Origin of the sequence: Streptomyces sp. NBC_00016 (genome assembly GCF_045040885.1) — a bacterium.
GTDB lineage: Bacteria > Actinomycetota > Actinomycetes > Streptomycetales > Streptomycetaceae > Streptomyces > Streptomyces coriariae.
Window position 1 is genome coordinate 7,436,895 of the sequence record NZ_CP108304.1, and the last position, 19,888, is coordinate 7,456,782.

The window sequence follows — 19,888 nt, forward strand, 5'->3', positions numbered from 1 at the left end:
ATGACCACCGCAACACCTCACCGCGGAACAGCCACCAGCTCCGTCACCGACGCCTATCCGCTGTCCCGGCTGCAGGCCGGCATGATCTACCACGCCGAGCTGGAGGGCGACGCCTCCTACTACCACGACATCTACTCGCTGCGGGTGCGCGGTCCCTGGCACGAGGAGAGCTTCCGCGCCGCCGTCGCCGGGCTGATCGGGGCCCACGACGTCCTGCGCACCTCCTTCGAACTCGCCAAGTTCAGCGAACCGTTGCAGCTCGTGCACTCCACCGTCGACGTCCCCTTCGAGACCGTCGACCTGCGTGGCCTGGAGCGGGACGCCGCCGAGCGGGTCCTCGAGGACTGGCGGCGCGAGGAGACCGGCCGTCCCTTCGACTTCGCGGCGGCGCCGCTCTTCCGCATGGTCGTCCACCGCCTGGGGGACGAGGAGTTCCACTTCTGGTGGTCCTTCCACCACGCGATGATGGACGGCTGGAGCCTGCACTCCGCCGTGGCGGAGCTCTTCGCCGGCTACACGGCGATCCGTACGGGCCGTACGCCCGACTTCACCGCCCCGCGGACCCGCTACCGCGACTACATCGCACTCGAGCTCGACGCTCTCGACGACGCACGGCAGCGCGACTTCTGGCGCGACCAACTGGCCGGTGCCGAGCCCGCCGTGCTGCCCGTACCGCCCCGGCGCACCAGTGACGAACTGGACTCGACCGTGGAGGTCGAGTGGTACGACATCCCGCGGCCCGTGCTCGACCGGCTCGGCGAACTCGCGGCACGGCTGCGCGTCCCCGTCCGTACCGTGCTGCTCACCGCGCACCTGCGTGTGGTCTCGGGGCTGCTCGGGCGCTCCGACGTGATCACCGGGGTCGTCGGCAACGGCCGGCCGGAGACGCGGGACGCCGAGCAGGTCAAGGGCCTCTTCCTGAGCACCTACCCGCTGCGTACCACGCTCCCGCGGGCCAGTTGGGCCGACTTCGCCAGCGCGGTGTTCGCCCAGGAGGCCGCGATCCTCCCCAACCGCCGCTATCCGCTCGCGGCGATGGTCGAGGAGACCGGCTGGAGCCCCTTCGACATCGTCTTCGACTTCCGGCGGTTCCGAAGCTATGAGGGGCTCACCGCACAGGACGACCTGACCCTCGACATCGGCGACTACTACGAGCACACCAACTTCCCGCTGACCTCCGGATTCGTGATGAACCCGGAAGGCACCTCGCTGCGGCTCCAACTGCGCTACGACGCACGGCGCTTCGACCGTGCGGACACCGCCCGCCTCAGCCGGGCCTACCTCTCGGTGCTGGAACGGATCGCCGCCGATCCCGATGCCTGCGTGCTGGCCGCGCCCGCGCTCGCGGACGAGGACGTCGCCGCCCTTGCCGTGCACGGCTCCGGCCCGTGGCGCGACACCGAGCCGCACGGTGTCTACCAGCGCATCGAGCGGGCCGCCCGGCCCGGTCGGACCGCCGTGCGCGCCGTCGACGGCGAACTGGCGTACGACGAGCTGCTGGAGACGGCCGGCCGGATAGCGGGCAGCCTCGCCGACGCGGGAGTCCGCCGGGGCGACCCGGTCGGCGTGTGCATGAACCGCGGCACCCTGCTCGTACCCGCCCTGCTCGCCATCTGGCGGATCGGTGCCAACTACGTCTCGCTCGACCCCGACTACCCGCTCGACCGGCTGCGCTACATCGCCCGCCACAGCGGTGCGGACTTCCTCCTGCACGACGCCGTCTCCGCCGGTGTCGCCGCCGAACTCGCCCCGGCCGCCCTCGCGGTCGAGACGGCCGCCGCGCACCCGCGCAGCGCCGAGGCGGTCGAGGTCTCCGGCGACGAGCTCGCCTACACGATCTACACCTCCGGCTCCACCGGCCTGCCCAAGGGGGTCGAGGTACCGCACGGCTCCGTCGTCAACTTCCTGGACGCACTCGTGGAGCGCCTGGACCTGGACGACTCACACCCCTACCTCGCCACGACCTCGATCAGCTTCGACATCCATGTCAACGAGATGTTCGTCCCGCTGATTCTCGGCGGCACCGTACTCCTGGCCGCCCGCAGCCAGGTCGCGGACGGCACCGCGCTGCGCGAACTGATCGAGTCGGAGCCCGGGCTGATCGCCCAGGGACCACCCGCCATGTGGCGGATGCTGCTCGACACCGGCTGGCGCCCGAAGGACATGGCCGGAGTGCTCTGCGGTGGCGAGGCGTTCCCGCGTGACCTCGCCGAGAGGCTGTCACGGGACGGCGCGGCGGTCTGGAACATGTACGGACCGACCGAGACCACCGTGTGGTCCGCCGTCCAGCGGGTGACGGCCGGGGAGGGCACGGTGCCCATCGGCCGTCCGATCCGCAACACCACCATGTGGGTGCTGGACGCCCAGATGGACCCGGTCTTCCCCGGCGTTCCCGGCGAGCTGTACATCGGCGGCGAAGGTGTGGTCCGCGCCTACCACGATCGGCCCGACCTGACCGCGGACCGCTTCGTGCCGGATCCCTTCGCCGGTCCCGGCCGGCCCGGAGCGCGGCTCTACCGCACCGGCGACCTCGTACGCATCGGCGAGAACGGCACCTTCGAGTACCTGGAGCGGGTCGACCTCCAGGTGAAGGTGCGTGGCTACCGCATCGAGCTGGAGGAGGTGGAGGCCAGGCTCGGCCGGCACCCGGAGGTCTCCGCGGCCGTGGTCGCGGCACCGCTCGGCGCGGACGGCGAACGGGTTCTCGCCGGCTACGTCGTGGCCGCTCCCGGCGTGGACGGCAGCGCGCTGCGCACCTGGTGCGCCGAGGCACTGCCCGGCTACATGGTGCCCCAGGCCTGGGTGCTGCTCGACGCGCTGCCGCTCACCCCGAACGGCAAGGTCGACCGCAAGGCCCTGCCCGGCATCGGCGAGGCGATGTCCGCGGCCGAGGGTGACGCGGCAGCGCCGAGCACCGACACCGAGCGGGCACTGGCCGCGATCTGGAGCGAGGTGCTCGGCATCACCGGCATCGGCGTGAACGCCAACTTCTTCGACCTCGGCGGCCACTCGCTGCGCGCCCTGCGGGTGGTGCTCAAGGTCCGGGACGAGCTCGGAGTCGAACTCCCGGTCGCCGCCCTGCTCCAGGCGGCCACCATCCGCAGGCTCGCCGCCCTGATCGACCGCCGGGACGCCGACGGCACCGACGGCGCCGACACGCTGGTCGTGCCGCTCAACTCCGCGGGCAGCACCCCGTTGTTCCTCTTCCCGCCGCTCGGCGGTCACATCTTCGGCTACGGGCCGCTCGCCCGGCTCCTCGACGGCGAGGTCACCGTGTACGGCGTGCGGGCGTCCGGCATGGAGCCGGGGGAGACACCGCTGGACTCGATGAGCGGCCTCGCCGACCACTACGTCGCCCGGCTCAAGTCCGTCCAGCCGGAGGGTCCTTACCACGTCGCCGGCTGGTGCATGGGCGCGACGGTGGCCGTGGAGGTGGCCCGACGGCTGCGCGCGGCGGGCGACGAGGTCGCCTACCTCGGTCTGGTGGTGGCCAACCCCTTCGACCCGGCCCCGCGCAGGCTCCTGGAGGACCCGACCGCCCTGGTGCACCACATGCTCGGTCAGGGAACCGACACGACGTACGAGGAACTGGCCGCCATCGACAGCCTCGACGAGAAGATCGAATTGGTGTTCAGCCGCGGCCGGAGTGCGGGCGCGCTGCGCGACGACGTCAGCAGCCTCGAGGACGCGCGCAGGCTGCTCGGGGTCTACCAGGCCAACGCCAAGGCGATCAGTTCGCACCAGCAGGCCGCGTACGACGGCGCCGCCCAGGTCTTCATCCTGCCGGAGGAGAACTTCCAGCCCGCCGACATGGGCTGGTCACGGGTGATCACCGGACCGATCGGCCTGCACGCGCTGCCCGGCCTGCCCGCCACCTTCCTCACCCGTGACGAGGTCGGCCGACTGGCCGAGCTCATCACGCACGAGCTGTCCCACCGTGCCGCCCGCTGAGCGGCCCCCGTCGACCGACACGAACCGATCAAGGAGTCAGAACATGGCTGTCGAGAGCATCGACCGTTTCACCGTGGTGAGCAATGCGGAGCAGCAGTACTCGGTCTGGTTCCCCGGGCGGCCCCTCCCGCTGGGCTGGCAGGCCGCCGGCTTCGAGGGAACCAGGGCCGAGTGCCTCGCGCACATCGAGGAGATCTGGCAGGACCTGCGCCCGCTCGGTCTTCGCACGGCGCTCGCGACCGGAGAGGCCGCCTGAGCCATGCTGACCGTCTACACGACCGCGCCCTCCTCGCACAGCCTCACCGGGCACGAGTTCCGGCGGCGTGCCGTCGACGTGGCGCGATGGACCGAGGCGGCCGGCCACCGCGGCCTGCTCGTCTACACGGACAACACGCTCGTCGACCCCTGGGCCGCGGCCCAGCTGATGATCGAACACACCGAGACGCTGGTGCCGCTGGTGGCGGTGCAGCCGCTGTTCCGCCACCCCTTCGACGTCGCCAGGGCGATCAGCTCCATCGGCTATCTGCATGGCCGCCAGGTCGACCTGAATCTGGTGACCGGGGGATTCGCCGGGCACATGCGCGAGTTGGGCGACGTCCTCGACCACGACGAGCGCTACGAACGGCTGGCCGAGTACGGGAAGATCGTCAACAAGCTGCTCACCGGTACCCGGCCGGTCACCCACCTCGGTCGGCACTACGGCCTCAACGCCGCCTCGCTCACCATCCCGCTGCCGGCCGAACTCACCCCGAGGTTCTACGTATCGGGGTCCTCCGACGCCTGTGCCCAGGCGCAGCAGACCCTGGGCGCCGTCCGGCTCTCGTACCCGCGTGCGGCGGCGGACCACGCGGCGGACCCCGACGGCCTGCGGGGCAACGGCATCCGGCTGGGCATCATCGCCCGTGAGAGCAGCGACGAGGCCTGGCGGATCGCGCACGAGCGGTTCCCGTCGGACGAGTTGGGGGAGCGGCTGCACGATGTGGCGGCCGGGCAGGTCGAGTCGCGCTGGCACCAGAACCTCTCCCGGGACGCGCAGCACTCGCACAGCCCCAGGGACGGCTACTGGCTCTATCCGTTCCGCGCGTACAAGACCTTCTGCCCTTACCTCGTCGGCAGTTACGAGGAGGTGGCCCGGCTGCTGGGTGAGTATCTCGAACTGGGTATCACCGCACTGATCCTCGACGTGCCCAGGGAAGAGGACGACCTCCACCACTCGGGCATCGCCCTTCGGCTGGCACAGCGGATGCCGGCCGCCGTCTGACGGGCGGCACCGCACGTCCGTCGAACCTTCCGAAGGAGACAGAGCATGACCCAGACAGCCTTGTGGCTCCGGCGTCTCGACGCCCCGGCGGGCACCGCGGTGCCGGATCTGCAGCTGGTCTGCTTCCCGCACGCAGGGGGGTCGGCGGGCTTCTACCGTCCGCTCGCGGCCGAGCTGGCCGACCACGCCGAGGTGCTCGGGGTGCAGTATCCGGGTCGTCAGGACAGGTACGCGGAGCCGGTGGTCACGGATGTCCACCGGCTCGCCGACCAGGTCGCCGAGGTGCTGGGGCAGGGGGCGGGAGACCGGCCGCGAGCCCTGCTCGGCCACAGCCTCGGCGCCGTCGTCGCCTACGAGGTGGCCGCCCGGCTGGGCGACTCCGCCCCGGTCGCGCTGATCGTGAGCGGCCGGCCGGCCCCCTCGCGTATCCGCCGGACCACCGCTCACCAGTTGCCGGAGGACGCCCTGGCGGAGCAGGTGATGTCGCTCGGGGGTATGGACAGCGAGTTGCTGGACCATCCCGAACTGCGGTCCCTGCTGCTGCCGTTGATCCGGGGTGACTATCAGGCCAGTGAGACCTACCGGTTCGGTGGCGGCCCTGCCCTGCACTGCCCGGTCGTGGCCTTCACGGGCGACGACGACCCGCTGACCCCCGTCGCGGACGCCCGGGTGTGGGCCGAGCACACCACGGGTGCGTTTCGGCTCCACGTCCTGAGCGGTGGGCACTTCTTCCTCAACGATCACTGGGCGGCCGTCGCCCGCACCGTCCGTTCCAGCACGGAAGCGGTCCTCACCTGACGTCGGCGATCCGGCCTCTCCGGTGGCCCGCAGGGCCGTCCGACGGGGCCATCGGCCGGTTCGTGACGGGTCTGGTGGTCACCGCCCGCGCTGCGGACCCACACTGAGCCCGCCCCTGGCCGGATCGGCCCCGCGATCCCCCATTCACCATGAACCGAGGAGCCATCAATGAGCACAACCCGCGTCGACCGTGTGCCGGACGCGGTCACCGTCCCGGCCGGCAGTTCGTGTGCCGACGTCGTCGCCACGACCGGACTGCCCATGACCGGGCCGAACGCGATCGTCGCGGTCCGTGATGCCGACGGCCTGCTCCGGGACCTCTCCTGGAAGCCGGGGGAGGAGGTCAAGGTCTTTCCCGTTCCCCTGTCCAGCCCCGACGGCCTGAACATCCTGCGGCACTCGACCGCGCATGTGCTCGCCCAGGCCGTACAGAGCCTGTATGCCGAGGCGAAGCTCGGCATCGGGCCGCCCGTCGAGAACGGCTTCTACTACGACTTCGATGTCGCCAAGCCGTTCCAGCCGGATGACCTCGAGCGGATCGAGGTGCGGATGCGGGAGATCATCAAGGGCGGTCAGCGCTTCCGGCGCCGGGTGTTCCCGTCGATCGAGGCGGCGAGGCAAGAGCTCCGCGACGAGCCGTACAAGCTCGAACTGGTGGATCTGAAAGGTGACGACGGCGCCCCCTCGGCGGCTGACTCCGCAGCGGGGGAACTGACCGTCTACGACAACCTCGACGCCCGCTCGGACGAGGTGCGCTGGTCCGACCTCTGCCGAGGCCCGCACCTCCCCTCGACCAGGCTGATCCAGGCATTCAAGTTGACCCGCTCGGCGGCCGCGTACTGGCGGGGGAACGAGGCCAACCCACAGCTGCAGCGGGTCTACGGGACGGCCTGGCCGACCCGCGAGGAGCTGAAGGAGCATCTGCGGCAGCTGGAGGAGGCCGGCAGACGCGATCACCGCAGGATCGGCGAGGACCTCGATCTCTTCACCTTCAGCAAGGAGATCGGGAAGGGACTCCCCCTGTGGCTGCCCAACGGCACGATCATCCGGGACGAACTCGAAGGCTGGGCACGGCAGACGGAGCGACGCCTGAAGTACCGGCGAGTGGTCACACCGAGCATCACCAAGGACGAGCTCTACTACCTCTCGGGGCATCTTCCCTATTACCGCGAGGATCTCTACGCGCCGATCGACATCGAAGGTGAGCAGTACTACCTCCGCCCGATGAACTGCCCGCACCACCACATGGTGTACAAGTCGAGGCCGCACAGTTACCGGGACCTCCCCTACAAGATTGCGGAGTACGGCACCGTTCACCGATTCGAACGGAGTGGCCAGCTCCACGGCCTCATGCGCACCCGCGGGTTCACGCAGAACGACGCGCACATCTATTGCTCGGCAGAGCAGGCGAAAGACCAGTTCCTGGAAGTGATGCGCATGCATGACGCGTACTACCGGGCACTCGGTATCTCGGACTTCTACATGGTGCTCGCCCTGCGAGATCCCCGGAACACGGCCAAGTACCACGACGACGAGGAGATGTGGCGCCTCGCGGAGCAGATCACCCGTGACGCCATGGACGAGTCGAACATTCCCTACGTCGAGGAGATCGGCGGGGCCGCCCATTACGGTCCCAAGGTCGACTTCATGATCCGCGCGGTCACCGGCAAGGAGTTCGCCGCCTCGACGAACCAGGTCGATCTGTACACTCCGCAGCGCTTCGGCCTGACCTACCACGATTCGGACGGCGGGGAGAAACCGGTTGTCGTGATTCATCGTGCGCCGCTGGGTTCGCACGAGCGGTTCGTGGCCTACCTGGTCGAGCACTTCGGCGGGGCGTTCCCGGTCTGGCTCGCCCCGGAGCAGGTCCGTGTCATCCCCCTCGCGTCGGAGTTGCGGGAGTACGCGGACGAGGTCTGCGACGTTCTCCTCGGTGCTGACCTGCGCGCCGAGGTCGACCGCGGTGACTCCCGGTTGTCGGCGAAGGTGCGGGCCGCGGTCACGCGCAAGGTGCCACTGATCGTCGTCCTGGGCCGTAAAGAGGCCGAGAACCGGACCGTGTCGGTGCGGTACCGCTCGGGCGAGGAGCGCTCGATGCCTCTCGAGGCATTCGTGGCGCAGGCCACCGAACTGGTGCGTTCCAAGAGCCTGGAGGGCGCCGGGCACCAGTAGGACACGGTGAGTCCGGCGAGGTCCGGGGAGTGAACCGGGAGCTGACCCGGTACCGCTCCCCGGGCCGTCCGCACAGCGCCCGGAAAGGGCTTACCGCGGAGAACGAACTCTTTGCTCCCCGTTTGAGCATGGCCGCCGTAAAGGCGTGCAGGGCGACGTCGAGCGCCTGTACGATCGGTGGTCGCGCGCCCTGAGTGGTGCGCAAAGCATCCTTGACATGCTCGCGGAGGCTTCGTAACCTCTCGCGGGCTCGCGGAAGCTGACGGGGGAACAGTGCTTGACTTCTTGGGACTCGATCCCATAGCCGAACGAACATATCGTTTGCTGTTGACTCGGCGCGACCTGGATGTCGAAGGAATGGCCGGTGAACTCTCCGCCACTGCGGACGAGATCCGGCAGGCCCTCGACAACCTTGCCGAGCTGACTCTGCTGCGCCCTTCTTGGGAGGTGCCGGGTGAATTGAGGCCGGTCAGCCCTCAAGTCGGAATGGAATTACTCATTCAGCAGCGCCAAGCCGAAATGCTGCGCCAAAGTTACCAGTTCGCCGAGAGCCAGGTGGCCGTCGCGCAACTGGTCCAGGAATACACCGACCAGCGCTCCGGGCAGGGCCGCCCCGAGGTCACCAAGCTGATGGGGATGGACGCGATCCAGGACCGGATCGAGCAACTGTCCCTGCGCTCCACCGAGGAAGTCGCGACCCTCATGCCCGGAGGGCCGCAGGACCCGGCGCTCATCGAGGCCGCGAAGAGGCTGGACTCGCAGGTGCGCGGTCGCGGAGTGGCGATGCGCACCGTCGGCCTGGAGAGCCTCCGCAAGGACCCGCCCACGCTGGTCTACGCCCGCTGGCTGACCGAGATCGGTGCCGAAGTGCGCACCGCGCCCTCGCTGCCCATCCGGATGCTCATCTACGACCGGCGCGTCGCCCTGGTGCCGGTCGACCCGGACAACTCAGCGCTCGGCGCCCTTGAGGTCACCGATCCCGGCACGGTCACGGTGATCCTCGCTCTGTTCGAACAGATCTGGTCCACGTCCCGGCCCGTCGGTGACACGACTCCCGCCACCGACGACGACGGCCTGTCCCCGCAGGAGCGCGAGCTGTTGCTCCTGCTGTCACAGGGCCTCACCGACGAGCGGGCCGGCCGCCAGCTGGGGCTTTCCGCGCGTTCCGTACGGCGGATGATGGCCGGTCTCATGGAACGCCTCGGTGCGCGCAGCCGTTTCGAAGCGGGTCTGAGGGCCGCGGAGAACGGCTGGCTCTGACCGGTGGGAAAGGCGGTGAGGGCGCCGGCCGTCGAGGCCGGCGCCCTCACCGGCCTCTTCTCCGGCCCGTCCACCGGCCGAGGGCCGGCTCTGCCTCGGGTGGCGCTCGTCGGACCAGAGGATGAGCCGCCGATGACGCCGTCAGCGTGATGTCCGGCCGGGACCGCAACCGGATCGGGCTCCGCACGCTTCCTGTCCGGCAGAACCGTAAGAAGCCGGTGAGGAGAGCAACGTGACGACCACCGCCCCCGAACACAGCGACCCCCGCGCCTTCGTGGACCCCTATGCCTTCGTCGACCCCTATGCCGTCGACGCGGCCGACGTCCGCTGGCCGGACCCGGCCGGCGTCTGGCCGGCCCCGGCCGACCCGGACCAGGACATGGACCAGGACATGGGCCAGGACATGGACCACCTGCTGCCGCCGAATCCCGCCGAGCGCCTCGACCTCGCCATCGGCCCGCGCGACCGGCGACGCATCGACCTGCACGCCGCGCTGACCGCGGCCGGAATCCCGCCGTACCCCGAGGACCGCGACGCCATCGACCAGCTCAGCGCCCTGTCCGGCAGCGTCAACGCCGCACTCCAGCGCTGGCTGCACCACCCCAGGTGAACCCGGGCGCGGTGTCTTCTCGGCGCACACCGGTGCCGGGCCGGCCGCGGCCTGGTTCCCGGTGGCGGTTCCCGGCCCGCATCAGCCGCCCGCGGCCGGGATCCTCCGCCTGCCCCTGATCGCGAGGGCCGCCGTCGACAGGGCCGCCAGCGCGATCAGGGCGGCCGCCCCGAACGCCCGGGTCGCGCCGTGGGTGAGGATCTCGGCCGGGCTGCCCACCGCGTGCCGGGTGGCCGTGCCGTACACCGTGACCAGCACGGACAGACCGAGCGTGCCGCCGAGCCACTGCAAGCTCTGGAGGAGGCCGGAGGCGGCGCCGGCCTCCTCGGGCCCGACCTTCGCGAGGATGGTGGCGTTCAGTGGCATCAGGGCCAGGCCGACGCCGACGCCCAACAGCAGCAGCGGGCCGAGCAGACCCGTCACATAGCCGTCGCCGGGACCGAGCCGCCACAGCCAGCAGCCCGAACCGGCGAGCAGTGTCATACCGGTCAGGATCAGTGGCTTGGCCCCGAGGCGGGCCAGCAGCCGCGGCACGAACCGAACGGTCGTGAACATCACCGCCGTCATCGGCAGGAACGCGAGACCGGCGCGCAACGGGCTGTAGCGCAGCACCTCCTGACTGATGAGGGTGAGGAAGTAGAAGGCGCCGAACATGCCCGCGGGCAGCATCAGGACACCGAGGTAGGCGCCCGCCCGGTCGCGGTCGGTGAAGAGTCCGAGCGGCATGATCGGCTGTTCGGCGCGGGTCTCGACCAGCGCGAAACCGACGAGCAGGGCGGCCGCGCCGGTGAAGCCGAGCAGCGCCGGGGTGTCGCTCCACCCCTCCTGCGAGACCCGGATGAACGCGTACACCAGAGAGGTCGTCCCGGCGGTGCCGGTCAGGGCGCCCGCCGCGTCGAACCGGCCCGCGTGGCGCGGGGTCTCGGTGACGAAGCGGGGCAGGGCGAGGGCGACCGCGATCCCGATGGGCACGTTGATCAGCAGGGCCCAGCGCCAGGACGCCCAGGCGGTGAGCATGCCGCCGAGGACCAGCCCGATGGAGGCGCCGATCCCGGCCATGGAGGAGTAGACGCCGAGGGCGTGGTGACGGCGGGGACCCTCGGGGAAGTTGGTGGTGATCAGGGCGAGGGTGCTGGGCGCGGTGAGGGCGGCGCCGACTCCCTGGAGGGCGCGGGCGGCGAGCAGCCAGCCACCGTCGCCGGCCAGGCCGCCGAGCAGCGAGGAGCCGGCGAACAGCAGGACGCCGAGGGTGAGCGTGCGTCGGCGGCCGAGGAGGTCGCCGACGCGTCCGCCGAGCAGCAGCAGGCCGCCGAAGGCGAGGGTGTACGCGTTCAGTACCCAGGACAGTCCGGTGGGGGAGAAGCCGAGGTCACGCCGGATGTCGGGGAGGGCGACATTGACGACCGTGGAGTCGACTCCGACCATGAGATAGGCGGTGACGATCACGAGCAGGACGGCGCCGGGCCGGGCGGCCGGTCCGGGTGGCGCAGCTGGAGGGGAAGAGGCGGCCGGGGCGGAACCGGCCGGGACGTCGGCGGTCGAGGCATCGGCGGCCGAGGCGGAAGGGGACGGCGTGGACATGGGGTGCTCCCTGTCTGGTGTCCCCGCGGGAAGTGGTGGAACATGCGGGCAGCACGAAGAGACCCTGGTCGTGGACCCGCAGAGACGAGCGCAGTAAGCGGGGACTGTCTCCGTTTAGTGTCTGCCAAAATACGGAGAGAGTCCCCGGTTTGCAAGGAGTAACTGGATGACGCAGGTCAGGCCCATGCGTGCGGACGCTCGCCGCAACTACGAGCGCTTGCTCAAGGTGGCGGCGGAGGCTTTCGCCGAGCATGGGGAGGGCGCCTCCCTCGACGACATCGCCAAGCGGGCGGGCGTCGGATCCGGCACGCTGTACCGGCACTTCCCCACGCGCCAGGCGCTGCTGGAGGCGGCCTACGTCGACCGGATCGAGGCGCTCGCCGTACGGGCCGACGAACTCGGCGGTGAACTCCCGCCGGGCGAGGCGCTGGTGGAGTGGCTCAACGAGCTGTGCGTCGGCACGATCCAGGTCCGCGGAATGAAGGCCCTGCTGGGCTCCGCCGTCACGGACGGCAGCGCGGCCGCGGTCACCGCCTGCGGTACGAACATGAAGGAGGCGGCGGCCCGGCTGGTGGAGGCGGCGCAGCGGGAGGGCACCCTGCGGCCGGACATCGAGCCGATCGACGTACTGCGCCTCGCGCACGGGGTGGCGACGGCCTCGGAGCTGGCGAAGGGCGACCGCAGCGCCATCCGCCGTTATGTGTCGCTGCTGACGGAGGGGCTGCGGCCCGCGCGGTGACGACAGCGGGCGCCCCCGTGGTGGCGGGCGCCCGTGGCTGAGCGACTGCGGGCCGGGGCCGGCCCGGGCGCGGTTACAGGGCCTGGGCGCCCGGCTTCACCATGTTGCGCACGGTGCGGGCCTTCACGAAGTCGCCCATGGCCGTCATCTCCCACTCGCCGGAGAACTGCTTGATCAGCTTGGCCATCAGCACGCCCGTCTGCGGTTCGGCGCCGGTGAGGTCGAAGCGGACGAGTTCCTCGCCGGTCGAGGCGTCCAGCAGACGGCAGTAGGCCTTGGCGACCTCCGTGAACTTCTGGCCCGAGAAGGAGTTCACGGTGAAGACCAGTCCGGTCACCTCCTGCGGGAGACGGCCGAGGTCGACGACGATCACCTCGTCGTCCCCGCCGCCCTCGCCGGTGAGGTTGTCGCCGGAGTGCTTGATCGCGCCGTTCACGATGGAGAGCTTGCCGAAGTAGCAGCTGTCGATGTGGTTGCGCTGGGGGCCGTAGGCGATGACCGAGGCGTCCAGGTCGATGTCCTTGCCGCGGAACGCGGGCTCCCAGCCCAGGCCCATCTTGACCTGCGAGAGCAGCGGGCGGCCGCCCTTGACGAGGGAGACGGTCTGGTTCTTCTGGAGGCTGACCCGGCCCTTGTCCAGGTTGATCTTCCCGGTGGCGGCGGGGGCCGCGGCGGGCGGTGCCGGGGGCATCGGCGGGGCCGCCGGGGTCACCGGAGACTGCGGCACGGGCGGCGGCGGGGCCATCTGGCGAGGTGCGGCGGCCGGCGCGGGTTCCTCCACCGTCACCCCGAAGTCGGTGGCGATGCCGGCCAGGCCGTTGGAGTACCCCTGGCCGACGGCGCGGGCCTTCCAGGCGCCGTTGCGGAGATAGATCTCCACGACGACCAGAGCTGTCTCCGAGCCGAGCTGCGGGGGCGTGAAGGTGGCCAGCACGCCGTTGTCGTCCGCGCTGCGGATCGTCGCCGTCGGTTCGACGCCCTGGAACGTCTGCCCCGCGGCGTCCGGGCTGGCGGTGACGACGATCTTCTCGATGCCCGGCGGGACCGCGGACGTGTCGACGGTGATCGCGTCGGGGGCCGTACCGCCGCCGGAGCGGTAGGTCACGCCGGGGCCGCTCGGCTGGTTGTAGAAGATGAAGTCGTCGTCGGAGCGCACCTTGCCGTCGGCGGTGAGCAGCAGGCCCGAAACGTCGAGCCGCACCGGAGCGGCGACGTCCACCGTCACGCGTGCGGTGGAGAGAGGGATGTTCGAGCCGGGGGTCATAGCTGTCATGCCGGGTGAACGAGCGAGACCACTTTGCCGTTCCCTTACCCGGACCCGAACGGGCCCGGGCAGGGACATGGCAGGCATACCGGCCTACGGCACCACCACGATCTTGCGGCCGACCCCCGCCGCGAACTGTTCCAGCGCCCTCGGGTACTCCTCCAGCGGCATCCGGTCGCTGATGAAGACCTTCGGGTCCAGCACCCCGTTCGCGAACAGTTCGGCGGCCCGCTCGAAGCTGTGCAGGACGGCCATCGAGCCGGTGATGGTGATCTCCTGGTTGTAGATCCGGTACGGGTCGACGGTGACCCGGGTCGCGTAGTCGGCGACGCCGAACTGCAGGAACGTCCCGGCCTTCGCCACCCGCCCCAGACCGTCCTGGATCGCCGCCGCGTTGCCCGTCGCGTCCACGACCAGGTCCCAGCCCCGCGGCCGCTCCAGCTCGTCCGCGTTCGCCGCCGCCCCGGAGACGCCCAGCCGGCGCGCGGTCTCCAGCCGCGCCGGATTCAGGTCCACCACGTCCACGCTCGCCGCGCCCGTGCGCTTCGCCAGCTCCAGCATCATCAGCCCCATCGTCCCGGAGCCGTAGATCAGCACATGCGCGCCCAGCCGCGACCGGAGCACGTCGTAGCCGCGCACCGCGCACGACAGCGGCTCGATCAGCGCCGCGTCCTGGGTGCGGATGTGCTCGGGCAGCCGTACGCAGTTGGCCACCGGCGCCACCGCGTACTGGGCCGCGCCCCCCGCCGTGGTGACGCCGATCGCGGCCCAGCGCTCGCAGAGGTTGTTGTGCCCGGTACGGCAGTAGCGGCACTCGTGGCAGTACAGGGAGGGGTCCACCGCCACCCGGTCGCCCACCGACACCTCCGTGACCTGCGTGCCGACCCCCACGACCGTGCCCGCGAACTCGTGCCCCGGCACGATGGGCAGCTTCGGCGCGAACTCGCCCTGGAGGATGTGCAGATCGGTGCCGCACAGTCCGCAGGCGGCGACCTCCACGACCACCTCGCGCGGCCCTGGCGTCGGGTCGGGGACCTCGGTGACGACGGCGCGGCCCACGGACTCGATGACGGCGGCCTTCATTTCACGGCTCCCAAGGACAGGCCCTGGACCAGTTTGTCCTGGGCGGCGAACCCCGCGGCGAGCACCGGCAGGGAGATGACGAGCGACGCGGCGCACACCTTCGCCAGGAACAGGCCCTGGCTGGTGATGAAGCCGGTCAGGAAGACGGGGGCGGTCTCCGCGACCACACCCGTGAGCACCCGGGCGAACAGCAGTTCGTTCCAGCTGAAGATGAAGCAGATCAGGGCCGTCGCCGCGATGCCGGGCAGCGCGATCGGGGCGACCACGCGCGCGAGGATCGTCGGCAGCCGCGCCCCGTCCACCCGGGCGGCCTCGATGATCGCCACCGGCACCTCGGCCAGGAACGACTGCATCATCCACACCGCGATCGGCAGGTTCATGGAGGTGTAGAGGATGACCAGCAGCCAGATGTTGTCCAGCATCCCCGCGTTCTTCGCGAACAGGTAGATCGGCAGCAGGCCCGCCACCACCGGCAGCATCTTGGTCGACAGGAAGAAGAACAGGACGTCCGTCCACTTCTTCACCGGCCGGATCGACAGCGCGTAGGCCGCCGGGAGGGCGAGGAGCAGGACGAGCAGGGTCGACGCGACCGACGCCACGACCGAGTTGACCAGCGCGGGCCAGGGGCTCGCGCCGCCGCCGGTGCCGAAGAACTCGCGGTAGCCGTCGAGGGTGAGGGCGGCGGTGAAGGACGGTGGGTTGGTGGCCGCGTCCTGCTCGGAGTGGAAGGACGTCAGGGCCATCCAGGCGACCGGCAGGAAGAACACGATCCCGGTCACCCAGGCCAGCAGCCCGAGGCCGCCTCTGCGTACGACGTTCATGCGCGGGACACCTCCTCACGGAACAGGGACGAGACGACCCGCAGGGCGAAGGTCGCGATGACGATCGAGCCGATGACCACCAGGACGCCCGCGGCCGAGGCGAGGCCGTTCTCATGGGCCTGGTAGAAGCTCTGGTAGACGGTGTAGGGGAGGTTCGCCGTGCCCAGTCCGCCCGAGGTGATGGTGAAGACCGCGTCGAAGTTCTGGACGATGTAGATCGAGCCGAGCAGGGCGCCCAGCTCCAGGTAGCGGCGCAGGTGCGGGAGGGTCAGATGGCGGAAGATCTGCCAGTCGCTCGCGCCGTCCACCCGGGCCGCCTCGATCTGCTGCTGGTCCCGGCTCTGCAGGCCGGCCAGCAGGATCAGCATCATGAACGGCGTCCACTGCCAGACCAGGGAGGCCTCCACGGCGAGCAGCGGGGTGTCGGAGATCCAGTCCGGCTGGGGGCCGCCCACATAGTGCAACAGGCCGTTGAGCAGGCCGTACTCAGGGTTGTAGAGGACGTGCTTCCAGAGCAGGGCCGCCGCCACCGGCACCACCAGGAAGGGCGCGATCAGCAGCGTGCGGACCACGCCCCGGCCCCGGAACCGACGGTCCAGGAGCAGGGCCAGGGCCAGTCCCAGCAGCAGGCTGACCAGCACCACGGTCGCCGTCAGCAGGACGGTCGTCCACACCGAGTGGCGCAGGTCGGCGTCGGTCAGGACCTGGTGGTAGTTGTCGAACCCGGTGAAGCGGCGGGCGTCGGGGTAGAGGGCGTTCCAGTCGAAGAAGGAGATCACCACCGTGGCCACGAACGGGAGCTGGGTGACCACGATCATGAAGACCAGGGCGGGGAGCAGCGGGGCCCGGGTCGCCCAGGCGCGCAGCCTGGCGTTCGGGCCGTGCGGGGTGGGTGCGGGAGGTGCGGCCACGGGGGCCGTCGTCGTCGCGGTCATCGTCCCTCGTACTCCTCGGAGATCCGCTCGGCGAGCGCTTGCGACTTCTTCAGGGCCGACTCGACGGACTGGCGTCCGGCGATGGCCGCGCTGATCTCCTGGGAGACCTTGGTGCCGAGGTCGGTGAACTCGGGGATACCGACGAACTGGATGCCGGGCGCGGGCCGCGGCTGCACTCCCGGGTCGTTGGGCTTCGCCGCCTCGATGGCCTGCTTCGTCATGTCCTGGAAGGCGGACGCCTCCGCGCGGTAGTCCGCGTTCTCGTACGTCGACGCCCGTTTGCCGGCCGGCACGTTCGACCAGCCGATCTCCTCGCCGACCAGCTGTTCGTACCTCTTGCTCGACGCCCAGGAGACGAACTTCCAGGCCTTGTCGGCGTTGCGGGAGGCCTTCTGGATGCCCCAGGCCCAGGTGTAGAGCCAGCCGGAGGAGTCGGTGCGCTCCACGGGGGCCGGGGCGTAGCCCATCCTGCCCTTGACCGGGGACTTCGCCGCCTCCAGGGAACCTGCCGCGGAGGTGGCGTCGTACCACATGGCGACCTTGCCCTGGGTCATGTTGTTGAGGCACTCGGCGAAGCCGGACTGGGCGGCTCCGGACTCGCCGTGGTCGCGGACGAGGCCGACGTAGAACTTCGTCGCCTTCTCGAAGGCGGGCGAGTCGAGCTGTGCCTTCCAGTCCTGGTCGAACCAGGTGCCGCCGAAGGTGTTCACGACGGTCGTCAGGGGTGCCATCACCTCGCCCCAGCCGGGCAGCCCGCGCAGGCAGATGCCCTTCATGCCGGGCTCGGCCCCGTCCGTCTTCGCCGCGAGGTCGGCCACCTGTTGCCAGGTGGGGTGGGCGGGCATGGTCAGGCCCTTCGCGGCGAACACGTCCTTGCGGTACATGAGGAAGGAGGACTCGCCGTAGAAGGGCTGGCCGTAGAGCTTTCCGTCGTCCCCGGTGAGGGACTCGCGCATCGGCTTCAGGACGTCCTTCTCGTCGTAGGCGGGGTCCGCCGCCACGTACGAGTCCATCGCGTGCAGCCAGCCGTTGCGGGCGTAGATCGGTATCTCGTAGTTCGACAGGGTCGCCACGTCGTACTGGCCCGCCTGGTTGGCGAAGTCCTGGCTGATCTTGTCGCGGACGTCGTTCTCCGGCAGCAGGGTGAAGCTGACCTTGATGCCGGTCTCCTTGGTGAAGTGGTCGGCGGTGAGCTTCTGCAACTCGGCCATCTGGGGGTTGTTGACCATGAGGACGTTGAGGGAGTCGCCGCCGGAACCCGCCCCGCCGGCTCCGGCCCAGCAGCCGGAGAGCAGCGGGGCGAGCAGCGTCCCTGCGGCGACCGCGGCGAGCGTGGCTCGCGGCCTCCGTCGGCTCTGGGTGCGCATCGATCGCTCCTGGGCATAGGGGGATGTTTCGGGCGCCCCGAGGCGTGGTGGTGCCCTCGGGGGTGGGTGTGTTTCGGGGGTTCAGACCCGGATGACCTGGGGCCCCAGCAGTGAGTACCGGTGGGCCTCGGCCGCCGGCAGCAAGGTGCTCGTCACGATCGCCTCCAGTGCGCCCACCTCGGCGAACCGGCAGAAGCTGACCGCCCCGAACTTGGAGTGCACACCGGTGAAGACCACGCGCCGGGCCGCCCGCACGGCCTGCGTCTTGACCTCGCCGACGGCCGGGTCCGGGGTGGTCAGGCCGTGTTCGCGGGAGATGCCGTTGGCGCCGATGTAGGCGAGGTCGACGACGAAGCCGGCCAGCATCTTCGTCGTCCAGTGGTCGACAGTGGCCAGGGTGCCGGAGCGGACCCGGCCGCCGAGCAGCAGCACGGACGTGTTCTCGGTCTCGGCGAGCGCGCCCGCGACCGGCAGGGACGCGGTGACCACGGTCAGCGGCCGGTCCCTGGGCAGCGCCTCGGCGATGAGCTGCGGGGTGAAGCCCTCGTCGACGAAGACCGTCTCGGCGTCCCCGAGCAGCCCGGCCGCCGCGGCGGCGATCCGGCGCTTCTCGGGTACGTGACTGGTGGCGCGGAAGGCCAGTGTCGTCTCGAAGCCGGCGCTCTCCACGGGATAGGCGCCGCCGTGCGTACGGCGCACCAGGCCGTGGTCCTCCAGGGCCCGCAGGTCCCGCCGTACGGTCTCCCTGGCCACGCCGAGTTCGGTGGCGAGCGTGGCGACGTCGACCGCGCCGGTGGCGCGCGCGGCGCGCACGATCTCGCGCTGGCGCTCCTCCGCCGTTCTCGGGGTCATGTCCTCACCTCGCTCTTGCGCCGTTCTGCCCGTTCGGGCCCGGTGGGGCCCATGGGGGAAGTTCTACAGCGGGCGCGCGGCACTGACCAGGCCTGTTGCGGGCCCGATACTGCCCGGGTGGGCCCGTTTGCGGCGCGGCCTGCCCGGCTCGGACCTGCGCGGCAGCCGGGCGGCGGGTGGGATCGGGCACGGCGCGTGCCCGGATACGGCGGCGGGCGGGCCCGTTCGGTGCCCGCCCGCCGTCCGTGAGGTCCGTTTCCCGGTCAGTACGGCCAGATCGGCGGGTCGCTGACGAAGTGGCCGCCCAGGTAGGCGTGGGCGATGTTCTCCGGGTCCAGCTCGCCCTGCTCGGCGATCAGCTTCTCGGCGTACGGCTCGGAGTCGTCCTGCGGCTCGTAGCCGAGCGCCCGCGCGGTGCCGAGGTCCCACCACAGCCGGGTGTTGGCGGAGGAGCCGTAGACGACGGTGTGGCCGACGTTCTCGGCGGTCAGGGCCGCGTGGAAGAGGCGGGCGCCGTCGGCCGGGCTCATCCACAGCGACAGCATGCGCACGCTGGTGGGCTCGGCGAAGCAGGAGCCGATGCGTACGGACACGCTCTCCAGGCCGTGCTTGTCCCAGTAGAGCTGGGCGAGGTCCTCGCCGAAGGACTTGGACAGGCCGTAGAAGGTGTCCGGGCGGCGCGGGGTGTCGATCGGGATCAGTTGGTCCTCGTCGGGCGACGCGCCGTCCCGGGGGCGGGGCGTGAAGCCGACCGCGTGGTTGGAGGAGGCGAAGACGACGCGCTGTACGCCCTCCTCGCGGGCCGCCTCGTACAGGTTGTACGTGCCCGCGATGTTCGCGCCGAGGATCTTCTCGAAGGGGGCTTCCAGCGAGATGCCGGCGAGGTGGACGATCGCGTCGACGCCCCGCACGGCCTCCCGGACCGCGTCCTTGTCGGCCAGGTCGGCGACGATCGCCTCCGGCTCGCCCTCGACCGGACGCAGGTCGAGCAGGCGCAGCTCGTAGCCGTAGGCGGGCAGCAGGTCCCGCATCAGGGTGCCGAGGCCGCCGGCGGCGCCGGTGAGCAGGACGGTGCGCGGAGCGGGCATCCTCGGGTCTCCTTGGATCACATGAGGGAGCGGACGCATGTGTGGCCACGGTTCACATGCATGGACACGCTAAGGAGCGGTGGCGGCGCCCGTCAAGTGTCCTACA

The 19,888-nt window shown here is 70.6% G+C and carries 16 protein-coding genes; 8 read left to right on the top strand and 8 right to left on the bottom strand.

Annotation, left to right across the window (positions count from 1 at the left end; genetic code table 11):
- The 7 genes from OG933_RS32855 to OG933_RS32885 all read left to right on the top strand — a co-directional run bounded on the left by OG933_RS32855 (window position 1) and on the right by OG933_RS32885 (window position 10,052).
- On the top strand, window positions 1–3,951 hold the full coding sequence (locus OG933_RS32855) for an amino acid adenylation domain-containing protein (protein WP_405630455.1): 3,951 nt from the start codon (window positions 1–3) through the stop codon (window positions 3,949–3,951).
- A 43-nt stretch (window positions 3,952–3,994) separates the two neighbouring features.
- Window positions 3,995–4,207 carry an MbtH family protein gene (locus OG933_RS32860; RefSeq protein WP_054239177.1) on the top strand — a complete coding sequence of 71 codons (213 nt, stop codon included), beginning with the start codon at window positions 3,995–3,997 and terminating at the stop codon, window positions 4,205–4,207.
- Window positions 4,208–4,210: 3 nt separating this feature from the next.
- Window positions 4,211–5,212 carry an LLM class flavin-dependent oxidoreductase gene (locus OG933_RS32865; RefSeq protein WP_405630457.1) on the top strand — a complete coding sequence of 334 codons (1,002 nt, stop codon included), beginning with the start codon at window positions 4,211–4,213 and terminating at the stop codon, window positions 5,210–5,212.
- Window positions 5,213–5,257: 45 nt separating this feature from the next.
- A complete protein-coding gene (locus OG933_RS32870) occupies window positions 5,258–6,010 on the top strand; it encodes a thioesterase II family protein (protein WP_405630459.1) in 753 nt (250 codons plus the stop codon).
- Window positions 6,011–6,178: 168 nt separating this feature from the next.
- Complete coding sequence (gene thrS / locus OG933_RS32875) at window positions 6,179–8,182, top strand: threonine--tRNA ligase (RefSeq protein WP_405630461.1); 2,004 nt, start codon at window positions 6,179–6,181, stop codon at window positions 8,180–8,182.
- Window positions 8,183–8,668: 486 nt separating this feature from the next.
- Window positions 8,669–9,442: a LuxR C-terminal-related transcriptional regulator gene (locus OG933_RS32880; RefSeq protein WP_405630463.1), complete on the top strand. Its 774-nt coding sequence runs from the start codon at window positions 8,669–8,671 to the stop codon at window positions 9,440–9,442.
- Between the two features lie 232 nt (window positions 9,443–9,674).
- The gene (locus tag OG933_RS32885; RefSeq protein ID WP_405630464.1) at window positions 9,675–10,052 is read left to right on the top strand and encodes a hypothetical protein; all 378 of its coding nucleotides are present in this window, start codon (window positions 9,675–9,677) and stop codon (window positions 10,050–10,052) included.
- A gap of 81 nt (window positions 10,053–10,133) precedes the next feature.
- Here the strand turns inward: OG933_RS32885 and OG933_RS32890 are convergent, their stop codons facing one another.
- The gene (locus tag OG933_RS32890) at window positions 10,134–11,633 is read right to left on the bottom strand and encodes an MFS transporter (protein WP_405630465.1); all 1,500 of its coding nucleotides are present in this window, start codon (window positions 11,631–11,633) and stop codon (window positions 10,134–10,136) included.
- 166 nt (window positions 11,634–11,799) lie between these two features.
- On the opposite strand from OG933_RS32890, the gene OG933_RS32895 reads away from it, so the two are divergent.
- On the top strand, window positions 11,800–12,372 hold the full coding sequence (locus OG933_RS32895) for a TetR/AcrR family transcriptional regulator (protein ID WP_054239184.1): 573 nt from the start codon (window positions 11,800–11,802) through the stop codon (window positions 12,370–12,372).
- A 73-nt stretch (window positions 12,373–12,445) separates the two neighbouring features.
- Here the strand turns inward: OG933_RS32895 and OG933_RS32900 are convergent, their stop codons facing one another.
- The 7 genes from OG933_RS32900 to OG933_RS32930 all read right to left on the bottom strand — a co-directional run bounded on the left by OG933_RS32900 (window position 12,446) and on the right by OG933_RS32930 (window position 19,782).
- Window positions 12,446–13,636, bottom strand: a complete 1,191-nt coding sequence (locus OG933_RS32900; RefSeq protein WP_362520943.1) for a TerD family protein — start codon at window positions 13,634–13,636, stop codon at window positions 12,446–12,448.
- 93 nt (window positions 13,637–13,729) lie between these two features.
- Complete coding sequence (locus tag OG933_RS32905) at window positions 13,730–14,719, bottom strand: zinc-dependent alcohol dehydrogenase family protein (protein ID WP_362520657.1); 990 nt, start codon at window positions 14,717–14,719, stop codon at window positions 13,730–13,732.
- Window positions 14,716–15,540, bottom strand: a complete 825-nt coding sequence (locus OG933_RS32910; protein WP_362520661.1) for a carbohydrate ABC transporter permease — start codon at window positions 15,538–15,540, stop codon at window positions 14,716–14,718. The genes OG933_RS32905 and OG933_RS32910 overlap by 4 nt, the downstream gene beginning before the upstream one ends.
- Window positions 15,537–16,475 (bottom strand): sugar ABC transporter permease, encoded by a 939-nt coding sequence (locus OG933_RS32915; protein ID WP_362520664.1) that lies wholly within the window; start codon window positions 16,473–16,475, stop codon window positions 15,537–15,539. Before OG933_RS32915 ends, OG933_RS32910 begins: the two co-directional genes overlap by 4 nt.
- Window positions 16,472–17,842, bottom strand: coding sequence for an ABC transporter substrate-binding protein (locus OG933_RS32920; protein ID WP_405630469.1), 1,371 nt, complete (start codon window positions 17,840–17,842; stop codon window positions 16,472–16,474). Before OG933_RS32920 ends, OG933_RS32915 begins: the two co-directional genes overlap by 4 nt.
- An 81-nt stretch (window positions 17,843–17,923) precedes the next feature.
- The gene (locus tag OG933_RS32925) at window positions 17,924–18,694 is read right to left on the bottom strand and encodes a DeoR/GlpR family DNA-binding transcription regulator (protein WP_230196260.1); all 771 of its coding nucleotides are present in this window, start codon (window positions 18,692–18,694) and stop codon (window positions 17,924–17,926) included.
- Window positions 18,695–18,957: 263 nt separating this feature from the next.
- On the bottom strand, window positions 18,958–19,782 hold the full coding sequence (locus OG933_RS32930) for an NAD-dependent epimerase/dehydratase family protein (RefSeq protein WP_405630472.1): 825 nt from the start codon (window positions 19,780–19,782) through the stop codon (window positions 18,958–18,960).
- Window positions 19,783–19,888: the final 106 nt, after the last annotated feature.

Bases quoted from the DNA above. Each gene is read 5' to 3' on its own strand.
- OG933_RS32855 (WP_405630455.1), top strand. From the start codon at position 1: ATGACCACCGCAACACCTCACCGCGGAACAGCCACCAGCTCCGTCACC.
- OG933_RS32860 (WP_054239177.1), top strand. From the start codon at position 3,995: ATGGCTGTCGAGAGCATCGACCGTTTCACCGTGGTGAGCAATGCGGAG.
- OG933_RS32865 (WP_405630457.1), top strand. From the start codon at position 4,211: ATGCTGACCGTCTACACGACCGCGCCCTCCTCGCACAGCCTCACCGGG.
- OG933_RS32870 (WP_405630459.1), top strand. From the start codon at position 5,258: ATGACCCAGACAGCCTTGTGGCTCCGGCGTCTCGACGCCCCGGCGGGC.
- thrS (WP_405630461.1), top strand. From the start codon at position 6,179: ATGAGCACAACCCGCGTCGACCGTGTGCCGGACGCGGTCACCGTCCCG.
- OG933_RS32880 (WP_405630463.1), top strand. From the start codon at position 8,669: ATGGAATTACTCATTCAGCAGCGCCAAGCCGAAATGCTGCGCCAAAGT.
- OG933_RS32890 (WP_405630465.1), bottom strand. From the start codon at position 11,633: ATGTCCACGCCGTCCCCTTCCGCCTCGGCCGCCGATGCCTCGACCGCC.
- OG933_RS32895 (WP_054239184.1), top strand. From the start codon at position 11,800: ATGACGCAGGTCAGGCCCATGCGTGCGGACGCTCGCCGCAACTACGAG.
- OG933_RS32900 (WP_362520943.1), bottom strand. From the start codon at position 13,636: ATGACCCCCGGCTCGAACATCCCTCTCTCCACCGCACGCGTGACGGTG.
- OG933_RS32905 (WP_362520657.1), bottom strand. From the start codon at position 14,719: ATGAAGGCCGCCGTCATCGAGTCCGTGGGCCGCGCCGTCGTCACCGAG.
- OG933_RS32910 (WP_362520661.1), bottom strand. From the start codon at position 15,540: ATGAACGTCGTACGCAGAGGCGGCCTCGGGCTGCTGGCCTGGGTGACC.
- OG933_RS32915 (WP_362520664.1), bottom strand. From the start codon at position 16,475: ATGACCGCGACGACGACGGCCCCCGTGGCCGCACCTCCCGCACCCACC.
- OG933_RS32920 (WP_405630469.1), bottom strand. From the start codon at position 17,842: ATGCGCACCCAGAGCCGACGGAGGCCGCGAGCCACGCTCGCCGCGGTC.
- OG933_RS32925 (WP_230196260.1), bottom strand. From the start codon at position 18,694: ATGACCCCGAGAACGGCGGAGGAGCGCCAGCGCGAGATCGTGCGCGCC.
- OG933_RS32930 (WP_405630472.1), bottom strand. From the start codon at position 19,782: ATGCCCGCTCCGCGCACCGTCCTGCTCACCGGCGCCGCCGGCGGCCTC.